The sequence below is a fragment of the Bifidobacterium tissieri genome, assembly GCF_002259645.1.
In the GTDB taxonomy this organism is placed as follows: domain Bacteria; phylum Actinomycetota; class Actinomycetes; order Actinomycetales; family Bifidobacteriaceae; genus Galliscardovia; species Galliscardovia tissieri.
Window position 1 is genome coordinate 1 of the sequence record NZ_MWWV01000016.1, and the last position, 14,937, is coordinate 14,937.

Annotated in this window: 9 protein-coding genes and 2 tRNA genes; 9 read left to right on the plus strand and 2 right to left on the minus strand. The window is 60.4% G+C overall.

What is annotated here, in order from left to right; genetic code table 11:
- The 9 genes from BTIS_RS09440 to BTIS_RS09480 all read left to right on the plus strand — a co-directional run.
- A partial coding sequence (locus BTIS_RS09440; RefSeq protein WP_143248930.1) for an IS3 family transposase occupies positions 1 to 505 on the plus strand: 505 nt, incomplete at its 5' end.
- A 182-nt stretch (positions 506 to 687) separates the two neighbouring features.
- Entirely contained in the window at positions 688 to 1,308 is a 621-nt protein-coding gene (locus tag BTIS_RS09445) for a TetR/AcrR family transcriptional regulator (RefSeq protein ID WP_094664875.1), read from the plus strand.
- 273 nt (positions 1,309 to 1,581) lie between these two features.
- Positions 1,582 to 4,257, plus strand: coding sequence for an alpha-L-rhamnosidase (locus BTIS_RS09450; protein ID WP_094664877.1), 2,676 nt, complete (start codon positions 1,582 to 1,584; stop codon positions 4,255 to 4,257).
- A 1,214-nt stretch (positions 4,258 to 5,471) separates the two neighbouring features.
- Complete coding sequence (locus BTIS_RS09455) at positions 5,472 to 7,160, plus strand: DUF5605 domain-containing protein (RefSeq protein WP_094664879.1); 1,689 nt, start codon at positions 5,472 to 5,474, stop codon at positions 7,158 to 7,160.
- Between the two features lie 284 nt (positions 7,161 to 7,444).
- Entirely contained in the window at positions 7,445 to 9,142 is a 1,698-nt protein-coding gene (locus BTIS_RS09460) for an MDR family MFS transporter (protein WP_245819400.1), read from the plus strand.
- A gap of 814 nt (positions 9,143 to 9,956) precedes the next feature.
- Positions 9,957 to 10,961 (plus strand): AEC family transporter, encoded by a 1,005-nt coding sequence (locus BTIS_RS09465; RefSeq protein ID WP_094664881.1) that lies wholly within the window; start codon positions 9,957 to 9,959, stop codon positions 10,959 to 10,961.
- Between the two features lie 118 nt (positions 10,962 to 11,079).
- Positions 11,080 to 12,261, plus strand: coding sequence for an ABC transporter ATP-binding protein (locus BTIS_RS09470; RefSeq protein ID WP_245819401.1), 1,182 nt, complete (start codon positions 11,080 to 11,082; stop codon positions 12,259 to 12,261).
- On the plus strand, positions 12,258 to 13,073 hold the full coding sequence (locus BTIS_RS09475; protein ID WP_094664883.1) for an ABC transporter permease: 816 nt from the start codon (positions 12,258 to 12,260) through the stop codon (positions 13,071 to 13,073). Before BTIS_RS09470 ends, BTIS_RS09475 begins: the two co-directional genes overlap by 4 nt.
- 5 nt (positions 13,074 to 13,078) lie before the next feature.
- Entirely contained in the window at positions 13,079 to 13,996 is a 918-nt protein-coding gene (locus BTIS_RS09480) for an ABC transporter permease subunit (protein ID WP_158216888.1), read from the plus strand.
- 626 nt (positions 13,997 to 14,622) lie between these two features.
- On the opposite strand, the gene BTIS_RS09485 is transcribed toward BTIS_RS09480, so the two are convergent.
- A tRNA-Ala gene (locus BTIS_RS09485) sits at positions 14,623 to 14,695 on the minus strand.
- A 48-nt stretch (positions 14,696 to 14,743) separates the two neighbouring features.
- Positions 14,744 to 14,817: transfer RNA gene (locus tag BTIS_RS09490), tRNA-Ile, on the minus strand.
- Positions 14,818 to 14,937 lie beyond the last annotated feature (120 nt).

Below are 14,937 nucleotides of genomic sequence, written 5' to 3' on the forward strand. Positions count from 1 at the left end.
CCACGCCGCGAATCCGAATGAGCTGTGGGTCACCGACATCACCGAGTTCTCGATCCCCGCGGGCAAGGTGTACCTGTCGCCGGTGATCGACTGCTACGACGGCATGCCGGTCGCGTGGACGATCGGCACCAGCCCCAACGCCGCGCTGGCCAATGGGATGCTCGAGGACGCGTGCGCCACGCTCAAACCCGGTCAGACGCCCGTCATCCACTCCGACCGGGGATGCCACTACCGGTGGCCCGAATGGATTCGCATCTGCACGGATCATGGATTGACGAGGTCGATGAGCGCGAGGGGCTGCAGCCCGGACAACGCCGCCGCCGAGGGGTTCTTCGGCCGGCTCAAGCAGGAGTTCTTCCACAAGAGGAGCTTCCAGGGCGTCACGATCGACGAGTTCATTGCGATGCTGGACGAGTACATGGTCTGGTACCGGGACAAGCGCATCAAACTCGAATACGGGATGAGCATCATGGACAAGCGCATCCAGCTCGGGCTCGTCGCCTGAACACATGTGATATCGTTCTGAACGACCATTCAGACAACGAAGTCCAACAAAACGTCACCACCCCCTAATTGTGAAAATGTGCGGTTGCGTTCGGTTGTGTGCGATGCTCATGGTGGGTCTCGGGTACCATAAGTGCTCGGTTGCGGACGTGCGGTTCGGAACGGCAGAGGAAGGTGGGGCAGATGGCAGGAGCAAAGGGAACCCAGCGCATGAGCGCCGAGGACAGGCTCGAACAGATCCTTGACGTGGCTGTGCGCCTCATCGGCGAAAAAGGCTACAACGGCTTCTCACTGCAGGATGTGGCCAGTGAAATAGGCGTCTCGCAGACCGCGGTGATCCATCGAATCCTCAACAAGCAGAACCTGCTCATGCTGGTGCTGCAGCGCTACTACGACCACACCGGGGCGGCGAACCAGTATCTGGCGCAGTTCAAACCCGGCGGGCCTCGTGAAGGCGATCGTCCGCGCATTCCCGAAATGATGCGGGTCACGGTCGAACAGAACTCGAAACAGCCGGAACTGGTGCGTCTGTTCGAAATGCTCAACACGGAATCCATGTATCCCGGTCATCCCGCACATGACTACTTTGTTCACCGCACGCAAGACATCTCCGACGGCTACTACAGCACCGACTGGCTGGTGCCCGACGGTGTGGACGGCCATCTGGTCTACATGCTGGCATACGCGGCCATGTATGGCCTGGAAGGTCGCTGGCTTGCCAATCCGGAGATCGATTATCCCGCGGAATGGCAGCGCTACGCCGACTACCTGTTCCCTTCCCCCGTCTGGGACGGCTACCGCTGATCCGTTGATGGTCCGGCGTGTCGTCGATTCGGTGACAGTTATAGTGGGTCTCAACTTCATTGCTCCCCCATAATCCGCTGATCCGCGACCAGTTGTGCCGGGATACGTCATGTCGACGTTGGTTGTCGTCATCGTCATGTTCTGCTGACTGTGATCGTGCGGATAAACGGATAGACGTATACGCAATACCGACGTGTGTGATTGCGAGTCGGACGACCCGATCATGCACGGATCACGACGATTCCGTCGTGGTGCACAAAGGAGTGATGAGACATGACGAACGAATCCGAATCCTTGATATCCCCGGCCGGACAGGCGATTTCCCAACTGCGCGTCGAACATTTCCATGGCGATACGATCGGTCTGCCGACCGGTGCTCCACGTCTGTCATGGGACTACGAGACCGTGCCGCCGGCCGACTCGGAAATCGTGTTTCACGTGGAACGCCGTACGTTGGGCGCGGTCGAACCTGTCGTACAGGAGACGCGCGTTCCCGCTGATGACAACGTCCTGTGCGCATGGCCGTTTCCCGCGCTCGCGTCCTTTGAATCCGCGGTCGCCACCGTGCGACTCGTAAGCCGATCCGGTGAACCGCTCTCCCCCGTATCCGAGCCGCTGCGATTCGAAACCGCGCTACTCGAGAACTTCGATCATTTCGCCGACTTTGTAGGACCGTCCTGGGCGGAGCCGGAAACCGATCACCGTCATCTGCCACTCGTTCGTGCGGAAATCACTTTGCGTGACAAGCCCGTTGCCGCCCGACTCACACTCACCGCACTCGGCATGGTCGAAGCGGAAATCAACGGCGTCCGCATCGCCGACGATGCACTGCTACCAGGCTGGACCGTCTACTCCGATCGTCTGGACTGCTGGACCTTCGACATCACCGACCGACTCGTCGCCGGCGCGAACGCACTCGGCTTCTGGCTGGGCGACGGCTGGTGGCGTGGCCGTCTCGGATTCGACGGCGGATGGGTCAACTTCTACGGTGACAAGATCGGCGTGGCCGCGCAGATCGACCTCGTCTACCCCGACGGCGGCACCGAACGCATCCTCTCCAACTCATGGGATCGCGCATGGAAGGTCACGCCCGGCCCGATCGTCTGCTCAGACCTCTACGAAGGCGAACGGTACGACGCCCGACTCGAACAACCCGGCTGGTCCATGCCCGGCTTCGACGATTCCTCATGGAAGCACGTCGCCGAAGTCCACTACGACACCGCCAAACTCGTCAACGCCGAACTGCCGCCTGTGTCGCCCATCGAACGCGACGAACCCGTATCGATCACCAAACGGGACGACGGCAGCTGGCTGATCGACTTCGGACAGAACTGCTCGCAGCGCATGCGCGTTCACATGCGTGGACTCGACTCCGGCGACGTCGTCACCATGCGCCACGTGGAGGTTCTCAACCCCGACGGATCGCTCGCCACCCGCACCCTGCGTCGCGGACAGCAGTGTGACGTCTACACATCCAACGGCACCGACGCCTGGTGGGAGCCGCGCTTCGCCATGCACGGATTCCGCTACGCCAGCATCGAAGGATACAAAGGCGAACTCACCGCCGACGACATCGACTGCCGCGTCTACCACACGGACATGGAACGCGCCGGATGGTTCGAATGCTCCGACCCGATGATCAACCGACTGCACGAAAACGCCGTATGGTCCATGCGATCCAACTTCGTCTCCATTCCCATGGACTGCCCGCAGCGCGACGAACGCATGGGCTGGACCGGTGACATCTCCCTGTTCGCGCCCACCGCAACCTACCTGTACGACACGCAAAGCTTCCTCGCCAACTGGCTCGAAGACGTGCGCGGAGAACAGTTGCGATATGGCACCATACCGTTCTACGTGCCGTTCGTACCGCTCGGCGTATGGGCGCAGAGCGCGGCCATCGCCATCTGGGGCGACGCCGCGGCCACCGTGCCATGGGCGCTCTACATGGACGGCGGCGACACGGACGCGTTGCGCCGCACCTATCCGCTGATGACCGCGTGGATCGACGAGGTCGCCGGATACCTGTCCGACGACGGAGTGTGGGATCGACGACCGGAATTCGCCATCGGTCAGCTCGGAGACTGGCTCGACCCGGCCGCCCCGCCGGACAACCCCATGCTCGCCATGACCGAAAAGGAACTCGTCGCCACCGCGTTCTTCGCGCAAAGCTGCCGGATCGCCGCCGACGTGGCTCGCGTACTGGGTGAACCTGCCGACGCCATTCGATTCGGTGAACTGTACGATCATGTACGCGGCGGATTCATCGGACGATATGTCGGCGAGAACGGCATCATGACATCCGACACCCAGTGTGCGTACGCGCTCGCCATTGCGCTCGGCTTGCTTGACGACGATGATACGTTGCGGACGGCGGCCGGCGACCGTCTGGCGCAGCTGGTGCGCGAATCCGGTGGCAAAGTGGCGACTGGCTTCGCCGGCACGCCGTATGTGTTGCCCGCGCTGAGCCGTACCGGGCATGACGACGAAGCGTATGCGCTGTTGTTGTCCACCGAATGCCCGAGCTGGCTGTATCAGGTGAAGATGGGTGCCACCACCACATGGGAACGCTGGGATTCGATGATGCCCGACGGCACGGTGAACCCCGGAGGCATGACATCGTTCAACCATTACGCGCTCGGTTCGGTGGCGCACTGGCTGCATGCGAGGATTGGCGGACTTGAGCCGGTCGAGCCGGGCTGGAAGCGGTTCCGTGTGGCCCCCATGCCCGGTGGCGGTATCACCCACGCCTCCACATCCCACATGACGCCATACGGCCTGGCCGCCTGCTCGTGGAGTGTGAGCGACGGTGATGCCGGTTTGTCTGGCACCGGTCGCGTGATGACCGTGGAAATCGACGTGCCGGTGGGAACCACGGCCTCCGTGGAGATCGGGTCCGAACCTCGGGATCTCCCCTCCGGCCACCACACTCTCACCTTCCCGTTCTGACGCAAACGGTTGATCTGGGTATAACCGGGTAGGTTAGGGGCGGAAAAGGGGTCGCTGGTGACATGGTTTTACCCAGAGCCGACCGTCATGACCTTGTTTGACCCGGAACCTTGTCCGGTTTGACCCAGATTGTCGGGATGGGGCGGTTGCAGGTGCAGGTAGGTGCTTGGGCTTGGGGTGGAGGGATGGGTATGGATCGACACACTCGGGCCGTTTGGCCTCGCTCCTGCGATTTGATTGCAAAGCATATCAAATCACCTCCGCTGATACAGTCGATCCACACCCATCCCTCCACCTCCGCCCGTTCCGTCACCCTGCCCTCTATGCGGCCTTTGCGTGCTGGGTGTATTCCCTAGTGTGCCTAGCGGGTGGGTTGGTATGCCGTTCCCGATCGTAAAGACTCGGCCTGAGCGGCCCGGAGCGTATCGGGAACGGCATACCAACCCACCTGCGAAAGCCCTGTCCCCGCCCGAGTCGCACTGCCATCACCTGCGTTCTGGGTCGAGCCGGACAAGAATCTGGGTATAACCGGGTCATGAGGACTGGCTCTGGGTATAACCGGGTCACCAGCACCTTCTTTTCTTCCTATAACCTACCCGGTTATACCCAGAGCAGCCGGTTATACCCAGAATAAGAGTCCGGTCATACCCAGAACAGGAGCACGTGAACCACCTCGAGCCGAAGCTTAGATGATCAGTAATGAAACCCGAAACGCCAACCTGATGAAATGCAACAACCTGCTGTTCCAGGTCATAGAGACTCGGCCTGAGCAGCTTGGTTGAATTCTTTCTTCTTGCCTTCGTCCCTTTTTGCCCTCTATGCGGCCCATGAGTGCTAGGTATATTCCCTAGTGTGCTTAGCGGGTGGATCGGTATGCCGTTCCCGATCGTAAGGACTCGGCCTGAGCGGCCCGGAGCGTATCGGGAACGGCATACCGATCCACCCGCGGCCCCGCCCACACACACACCCAGCACTCCCGCTCCCCGGCGCGTCGACTGGACAAAACCAGCAACCCATACTAAGTTACCAAGTAGTAACTTAAGTCGTTCGGCGAAGAACGTTCCGGTTTCGTCAAACGACTTACGTTATGCCCATCACGTCAACGAGCCTTACTCACCCTTGGGTTCCCGGCTGATCGGGCCAAGACTTGACTCCATCCGACGTCCATCGAAGCACGTCGGCATCGATCGCCGTCCAAACATCAGGAGGACACCATGACCGCAGCAACCGAAGCCAAGGCCACAGTCACTGCAGCAACCATCGTCGACCCGATCCCCGTCGTACATGTCAGCCCGCAGTCCAACGCCGACGTAGCAGACACTCCACACGTCGAACGCTACGGTCTGTTTGAAATCAACCTCGACGGAACATCCGACGGCAATCCATACGTCGACGTGGAACTCACCGCCGACTTTATCAGCGCGACCACCGGCGAAACCGTCGCCGTCGGCGGATTCTATCGAGGCAACGGTCGGTATTCCATCCGATTCATGCCGATCGAGGAAGGCGAATGGAGGTACGTCACCCACTCCACCGATTCCGCGTTGAATGCCATCACCGGCAAACTCATCGCCGATCCGGCCGGCGACAACAACCACGGTCGCGTGCTGCGCGCCACCGACGCGCACCGCGCCGGCATATCCGAAGCCGATCCGGCCGGCGACGAGCTCAGATTCCAGTTCAGCTACGAGGACGGCACCCGATACCTGCCCTTCGGCACCACCTGCTATGCGTGGACCAGCCAGAGCCAGGGCGTGCAGGACGAAACCGTCGCCACGCTCGCCGCGGCCCCGTTCAACAAGATCCGCATGTGCGTATTCCCCAAGTTCTACGACTTCAACAACGCCGACCCCGACGTGTTCGCCTACGAAGGCGACATGGACCACGGCTTCGACCACACGCGCTTCAACGAGAAACTGTTCGCCAACCTCGATCGTCGTATCGGGCAGTTGTGCGCGCTCGGCATCGAAGCAGACATCATCCTGCTGCATCCGTACGACAAGGAACAGTGGGGCTTTTCCAAGATGAGCCGCGAGGACGACATCCGTTATCTCACCTACATGGCCCGACGCTACAGCGCGTATCGCAATGTATGGTGGTCGCTCGCCAACGAATACGATCTCATGCCGCAGAAATCCCTCGAGGACTGGCGGACATACGCGCGTGTGGTCATGACCAACGACGCGTTCGACCATCTGCGTTCGATCCACAACTGCGTGACCGTCTACGACTACAACGAACCGTGGTGTACGCACTGCTCGATCCAGCGCGTGGACGTCACCCGCACCACCGAATGCATTGCCGACTGGCGCGAAGCCTACGGCAAGCCCGTGGTGTGCGACGAACCCGGCTACGAGGGCAATATCTACTGGGGCTGGGGCAGCCTGCCCGCCACCGAACTCATGCGCCGCTACTGGGAAGGACTCATGCGTTGCGGAACCGTGACACATGGTGAGACGTTCATTGATAAAGGCGACCAGATCTGGTGGGCGCATGGCGGCAAACTGCATGGTGAAGCCCCCGAGCGCATCGCGTTCATGAGGCGTGTTTTCGAAGCCGCACCGCGTGCCGCGAGTCCGCTCGGCGCCAACACCGATCCGTCCGCTGTGTGGAGCGTGAATCCGGTCGATGCCTCGCAGCCGCTCAACGGCGCGATGGAAAAGGCCATGAAGTTCTGGGATGTGCCCGTACTGCGTGCCGGCACCGACTGGCAGCTCGTGTACTTCGGCTGGTATCAGCAGCTCTACCGCGAATTCGATCTGCCCGCAGGCGGCGAGTACACGGTCGACGTGATCGACACGTGGAACATGACCGTCGAGCGCATGCCCGGCACCTACACCGGCACCGTGCGCGCCGACCTCGGCGGCAGACAGTATATGGCCGTGCGCATCCAGCGCGTGTGAGTTTGCGGAAGCCGCTGCCCGCCCATTGTTCGGCATTGCCCGATATTGTTCGCTGACGGATACAATCGGAAACGAACGGGGTGTTTGTCCCGAACAGGAGTAGAGTACTTGCGTCGGTCAAACAGGTGACCGACGCAACCGATCCGTACGCGACAATGGCACGAGGGCACTGACGAACACCATCCAATCCAACCCCCGACACTATGCCCGCATCGTGTGACGGCAACGGATATCGCCGTACACCGTACGGCGATGGACTGAGGCTGAGTGGAAACGGGTGAGATATGGCATCGATGGACATTGACGAACGTGATGAACAGGCAGATGAACACAACGAACGGACCACGGAACAACGTCATACAAAAGATTGCCAGGGCGGCAACGACAATCATGTGCAATGCCTGGCGGTGAAGGTCGGTGAGAACGGCAAGGACCGTGAGAACGGCAAGGGATCGAATCCGCGAGGGAGCCGGAACTCCAACGTCTCACGAACCCTTACCGGCGAGGAATCCTATCGCGACGGGCATCTCACCCATACCGCGTTCGTATCACTCGCGATCCTCACCTTCATCACGTTCGTCGGCAACTTCACGCAGCTCCAGCTCAGTTCCGCACTGCCGTCGATCGTCACCGAATTCCACGTGAGCGTGACCACCGGGCAATGGCTCACCTCGGTGTTCCAGCTCGTCATGGGCGTGATGGTGCCGCTCACCGCATTCATGACCAAGCGATTCTCCACGCGACAGATCGTCATTACCTCGATGCTCGTGTTCACGATCGGATCCGCGCTCGCCTGGGTTGCGCCATCGTTCATTCTGCTGCTGGTGGGCCGCATGCTCGAGGCCATTGGTACCGGTGTGATGTGGCCGGTGCTGCAGATCACCGTGTTCTCCATCTACCCGCTGTCTCGGCGAGGCATGGCAATGGGTACCGTGGGCCTGGCGATGAGCGTGGCACCGGCGCTCGGCCCCACGTTGGGCGGCTGGCAGACCGATATGGGCGGTTGGCGTTCCATCTTCCTCACCCTCACCGTGGTCGGCGTACTGTGCCTAATCGCGTCGGTGGTATGGCTGCATAACTTCGGCGCGCATGACCCGTCGGTCAAGGCCGACTTCTTCTCGGTGATGCTGTCGATCTTCGGATTTGGCGGGCTCATGTTCGGCTTCACGAACATCGAATCCTTCCCCATCACCCATCCGATGACCTGGCTGCCCATGACGATCGGCGTGTTTGGCATCATCTGGTTCGTTACCCGACAGTTGCGTCGTGACAAGCCGCTGCTCAATCTGCGGGTGCTGACGAACCGTGGGTTCATGGTCGGCACCATCATCGCGTCGATCGCGTTCTTCGCATTCAGCTCGATCATGGTGATCATGCCGCTGTATATCCAGAACGATCGCGGATATTCGGCCACGCTCAGTGGTCTGATCATGATGCCCGGCGCGATCGGCATGGCCATCACGCAGTTCTTCGGCGGCAAGGCGCTCGACCGGTTCGGTGCCCGGCCCGTTGTGATCAGCGGTAGCGTGATCCTGACGCTTGGCACATTCGCCATGAGTCTGATCTCCATGCATTCGTGGATCTGGTGGGTGTCGATCTGCCAGTTCACCCGTCAGATCGGCATGGGCTTTGTGCTCATGCCCGTGACCACGTGGTCGCTCAATTGTCTGGACCCGGAGGACGTGTCGGCCGGATCATCCGTGACGAACACCGCGCGTCAGATCGCCGGTGCCATGGGTGCCCCGGTGCTGGTCATCCTTATGGAGACCATGGCCGCCGCCCGCAAGGCCGCCCTTGGTGGTGGAGCGGACGTCGCCATCGCATCCAGCATCTTCGGCATCCAGTGGGTACTGCGCATCAGCGGTCTGTTGTGCGTGGGCATGGTGTTGATCGCCGTGTTCGGCGTGCGCGGTCAAGGTGCCGGCACTGCGCATGGCGCCTTGCAGCGCGTCCGCGAGGTCCGCGTGCGTGCGCATCGGTAATGGGCGTTGCCTATCCCGATGGGCTTATCTCGGGGCATATACGAGCTAACTACGCTTCGCTGGGTTGATTTCTGGCTTTGCGAACATCTAACTACGTTTCGCTAGGTTGTTGTAAGGGAGCTTTTGCGGCAAACCCCATTCAGCTTCAATGGGGTACGCGGTCGAGCTATTCCCGTACCTGCCCAGTGAGGTGTGATTTGACCTCAGCATGAGGTGATATCTGCCTACCGAACGCGGAATAGGCGGGGTAGGTGTGCGGGATGGCGGGATAGACATGTCGAGCGTTCCAGCGCAATGATTGAATCCGGAATTCGAGCCCGGTGAAAAAGAGAACCCCGGCGGGTTGGGCGCCGGGGTAGAGAGAGGAAGAGAGAAGAAGGGTTCAGTTATCGGGTTCCGAGTGGAACCTGATCAGCGGTTGTTTCCGTTGACAGTTCTTATATAACCGCATGACTCTTGGGGCAAGGATGTCAAATCCTTGGACTTTTCTGGGCAAAACGTGGCGATTATGTGATGTCGTATGAAACGGCGCGCTGCGTGTGTCATGCGGCGTGTGTCGCGCGGATGAATCCGTGACCATGCCATGTATGTCATGCGCGGCGGCGTCTCCGATTATGGAAAAAAGTGGTTACCGATATGCGTCCGGTGGTGTATCGGTATACCGTATTACTGTCTGGATGCTGCCTGTCGAGTTCGCAATTGTGGCGAAAGACCGGGAAGATCACGGGCGACGGGATGCCGTCCACAGACGCAGACAACGAAAACAGCAGACGACACGAGAACGGCGAACTGTGCGCAGGCCGTGGGAGGCGCTATGGAGAAGATCGTTGAGCCGGTGGTGTTTCTATGCATCATCCTGCTCGGATATGCGTTCAAACGCATCGGCTGGGTGAAATCCGACGACTACAAGGTCATGCAGAAGATCGTGTTCAACCTGCTGCTGCCGGCCGCGGTGGTGGCGTCGTTCATCAACAACGAGCACGATATGCGACTGCTGTGGGTGGCGCTGTTCGGCTTCTGCGCATCCGTCATCCCGATCCTCACCATCTACGCGGTCACTGGCAAAACCCCGCTGGGCAATCGCGCGTTCTACATGCTCAACGGATCGGGCTACAACATCGGTTGCTTCGCGCTGCCGGTGGTATTGGCGTTGATGGGCCCCGGTCCCGCCATCGCCGTGATCATGTTCGATATCGGTAATTCCGTGATGATGTCGGCCGGTATGAACGCGGTGACCACGCAGCTGCTGCGCATCGACGACACGCAGCCGCTCACGCCGGAGGAGCAGTCCCAGCCACTCGGCCCGCGTCCGCCGCGCAAGATCATGGACAAGGATGCCCGACGCCTGCAGCGGTGGGCGAACTTCCGCCGCATCGCCCGCAACTTCTACTCCTCCGCCGCATTCATGACCTACATGCTCATGCTGCTGTTCATGGTCGTGGGATTCAGCATCCCCCACTGGGTGGGCACGGTGCTGCAGCCGCTTTCGAACGCCAACGCATTCTGCTCCATGTTCATGGTGGGCATGCTCATGGATCTGCCGCACGGCACCAAGGAGGTCAAGTCGGTGGCGACCGTGGTCGCATGGAGGTGGGCGTTCGCGTTCATCTTCTCCGTGGCGGCCTGGTTCATCCTGCCGGTGGATCCCGAGATCCGCAAGGCCGTGATCTTCGTGTGCTTCGCACCGGTGGGCGTGTTCTCCACGCTGTTCACCGACCGTGTGCTCGGCAACGCCCGTCTGGCAGGCCTGTGTCTGGCCACGACCGCAGTGCTGGGCCTGATCGCCATGACCGTGGCGAACATCGTCATTCCTGCGTAATGGCTTTATCGGTGCCCTGACTGGCATATGGATACCGTAAGGACGATATGACAGCCAGAGCATGACGTATTTATCATGTTCCCGGATGGGGTACGGGGCATCCGCATCCGGGGAGAGCATGATGACCGCGATACGCGACGACGCAACAACAACCGATGCCGTGGCTGGCGGAACGTCCGGCGGAACGCCGAACGGCACGCCGGCCCGGTCGTCTCAGCCGGGCCTGTCCCCCACATCGAAATCATCCGGTCTTCAAGCACCGGCGATCTCCACCAGCCACCTGACCAAACGCTACGGCAAGGCACGCGGCATCGAAGACGTGAACCTGACGGTGCTGCCGGGCGAGATCTTCGGATTCATCGGCCCCAACGGCGCCGGCAAATCCACCACCATCCGCACGCTGCTGGGACTGATCCACAAGACCAGCGGCGAAGCATCCATCTTCGGCTGGGATTGCGAAAAAGACCGCACCCGCATTCTGCAACAGGTCGGATACCTACCCAGCGAAGTGTTCTACTACGACGGCATGCGCGCCCGCGATCTGCTGTCCTACGCAGCGAGCTTCTACCGCGTCGACTGCACGGCACGCATCCGCGAACTTGCGGCGAAACTCAATCTGAACCTCGACCAGAAGGTCGAGGACATGTCGCTCGGCAACCGCAAAAAAGTCGGCATCGTGCAAGGGCTCATGCACTCGCCCAGCCTCATCATCCTCGACGAACCCACCAGCGGACTCGACCCGCTGGTGCAACGCGTCTTCTTCGATCTCATGCTCGAGGAACGCAGCCGAGGAGCGACGATACTGTTCTCCTCGCACATCCTGTCCGAAGTGCAGCGCATCTGCGATCGCGTGGCCATCATCCGCGAGGGTCGCATTATCGCCACGCAGTCGGTGGCCGATCTGCGGCGATCCGCGGTCAAGCGCGTAACGGTGGAATTCCTCAGAACCGATATCGAGGAAGTCACGCATGCATTCCTCACCGTTCCCGGCGTCCGTTCGCTCAGCATCGATGGGCATGATATCGACGATCGTGATGGCACCGATCATGATGTCGCCGGGCGCGACGTTGCCGGACGTAACGTTGCCAAACACACCGCCGACAGGCTCTCCACGGCGTCGCTGCTGTACGAAGGCGACTGCAATACGCTGATATCCGCGCTCGCCGGCATGACCCTCACGGACGTGGAGATCGCCGAACCGACGCTGGAGGAAGTGTTCATGCACTATTACCAGACACCGGAATCAGGCTCCGCTTCCGTGCAGTCGGATTCCGCCCAATCGAAGGCGACGGCACGATGAACGTCAACGTCTACGGATTCGAACTGAAATCCCAGCTGCGCGTCTTCCTCGCCGGTACGGTCATACTGATCGGCACGGCGCTGCTGTTCCTCGTCGGTGCCTATCCGATCTACCGGGATTCCAAAGCGGACGTCGAGAAAGTGATCGACGGATTCCCGCCGCAGTTCGCCGCATTGTTCGGCGTGAACGACAACATATTCTCCTTCGGCGGATTCTACCGATTCAGTTCGCTGTACTTCATGCTGATCATGGCCATCATGTCCTGCGCATGGGGACTGGCCATATTCGGCCGTGAGAAACGATCGAAAACCATTGATTTCCTCTTCGTTATGCCAACGTCCAGAATCAGCCTGTATCTGTCCAAGCTCGCGGCAGGATGCACGCTGATCGCCGGTGCGGGCGCGGCCTTCCTCCTCACCGTGGCGTTCTCCTACGACCGGTACCGCGACGATCCCACCGCAACCGCCATTCCGCTCCCCCGCCTGTTGCTTGCCGCCGCATCGCTGTTCGGCGTAGGTATCGTCTTTCTGTCCTTCGGCGCGCTGACCGCGGTGCTGCTCCGACGAATCCGTAGCGTGTCCGGCATCGCCACGGCGTACGGCGTGCTCGCGTTCATGCTGGTCTCACTGCCGGAAATGACCGGCGAAGACGCATACCGCATCGTGGCCCCGTTCACATGGTTCAACATCGACGAGGCGATGAACCACGGCCACTACGAAGCCGGATATCTGATCCTCGCGGCGGTGGTGGCTCTGGCCTGTCTGACGGCAAGCGCCATCGCATACGCGCGCGGCGACGTGGAAGGGTTGTGATCGACATGGCCACCAATACCGTCAACACTTCCAATACCGCTGGTGCTGGTGCCAGCGTCAGTGCCAGCGCCACCGGACTCACCACCATGATCGCGATGATTATCCGCGAGCTGCGGGCCAACATCAAACCCCTGCTGGTGTGGAGCCTGACGATCATACTGTTCAATATCGCCGGCATGATGAAATTCGAAGGCATAGCCGCCGGCGACACCGAAGCCATACGCCAGCTCACCGAAGCATTCCCGAAAGTCGCGCTCGCCGTCATGGGCATTTCCGGACTGGACATGTCCACGTTCGCCGGATACTACGCGGTGCTCGAGTTCTACGTCGGCATTATGGCGGCAGTATATGCGGTGGCGCTCGCGCGCAATGCGGTGCTGCGGGAGATGGTGGACGGCACATACGAGTTTCTGTTCGTCCGTCCCGTGTCCCGATCGCGGATTCTGACGGCGAAGTTCGTGGCCGCGTTGATCGATGCGATCGTGTTCGCCGCGGTGAATCTGGTGTCGTCGTTGGCGTGTCTGCCGATGTTGGGCGATGGTTCCGCCGGGGCTGAGCATGGGCTTGACGACGGTGTCGCAGTGATCTGGCGGTTCTCGCTGTGGCTGTTCGTGATGATGCTGGTGTTCGGCGCGATCGGCGCGTGCGCATCGCTGGCGAGTTCCGTGCCGTCGCGCGGCGCGGCCGTGGGCAATGGTTCGGTGATCGTGGCCTATGGCGCTGGTGTCGTGTACGACATGTTCGCCGATCACGACGCCTCGGTCGTGGCCAGGATTCTGTCCCCGTTCCGCTACGTCACGCCGGACGAGGTGATCAACGGCCATGTGCCGGTGCCGTTCGCTGTCTTGGCCGCGCTGATCGTGATCGCGGGCTTCACCGCCACCTACATCATCTTCAACAAACGCGATCTGGTTTCCCGCTGAGGTCTTCTCCGCTGACGGGTCATAGGGCCGGAATGTGTGTCTGGAACAGGCCGTGAGGTCTTGCGGGACAACGGTTGTGCGGTTTTTCGTGGGGGCGAATAGGCATCCACTCCCGGACACACATTGAGGACTACGATCCGTAGCCATCCGATGCCTGTTCGACATAGGCGTGCGTCCGATGAGCACGGGGCGTCTTCCCTGGTGCTTGTTTGCCGTATGCGTGCGTCCGATGGGCATCCTGTCCCGTCCTCCATACTCATCGGACACATGCGTGCGTCATATGAGTATGGAGGCTTCTCCTCGGTGCTTGTTCGACATGCACGTGCGTCCGATGAGCATTTCCCCGGTTACAGTGGCAACGGTCGAGAATCGTATATATGCCGATGCCGGTTGAAGGCGACGCCGGCGCTTTACGATACGGCGGCATGGGGCAGATGTCAGGCTCCCACCCGGACCGAATGGCCCGCCAACGACTAGACCACCAGACGCACACATATAACCCCACTATCTTGTGCACTCTGCGTGCCATAAGACCTGTCGAAAATTGCTGAAATGAGATGAAAGTAAGCAGAAAATGCAAGAACAAAAACCCTCGGAATCGTTGCAATTCCAAGGGTTTTGAATAGTGGAGCATGCCGGGTTCGAACCGGCGACCCTCTGCTTGCAAAGCAGATGCGCTACCAGCTGCGCCAATGCCCCAGTTTTGAGAGAAAAAAAGCGGCTCGAAAAGCCGCTGTCTTCTCTGTGTGGGCCCGGGAGGACTTGAACCTCCGACCTCATCCTTATCAGGGATGCGCTCTAACCACCTGAGCTACGGGCCCGATCCATGTGCAATCTCGAAATCGCACAAGCAATTACTATAGCGATGGGTTCCTGTTCTGTCTAATATCGGCGTGTCGCCTTATTTTATGCGGGTTTTGGGCGGTTTCAAGCCGCGCGGA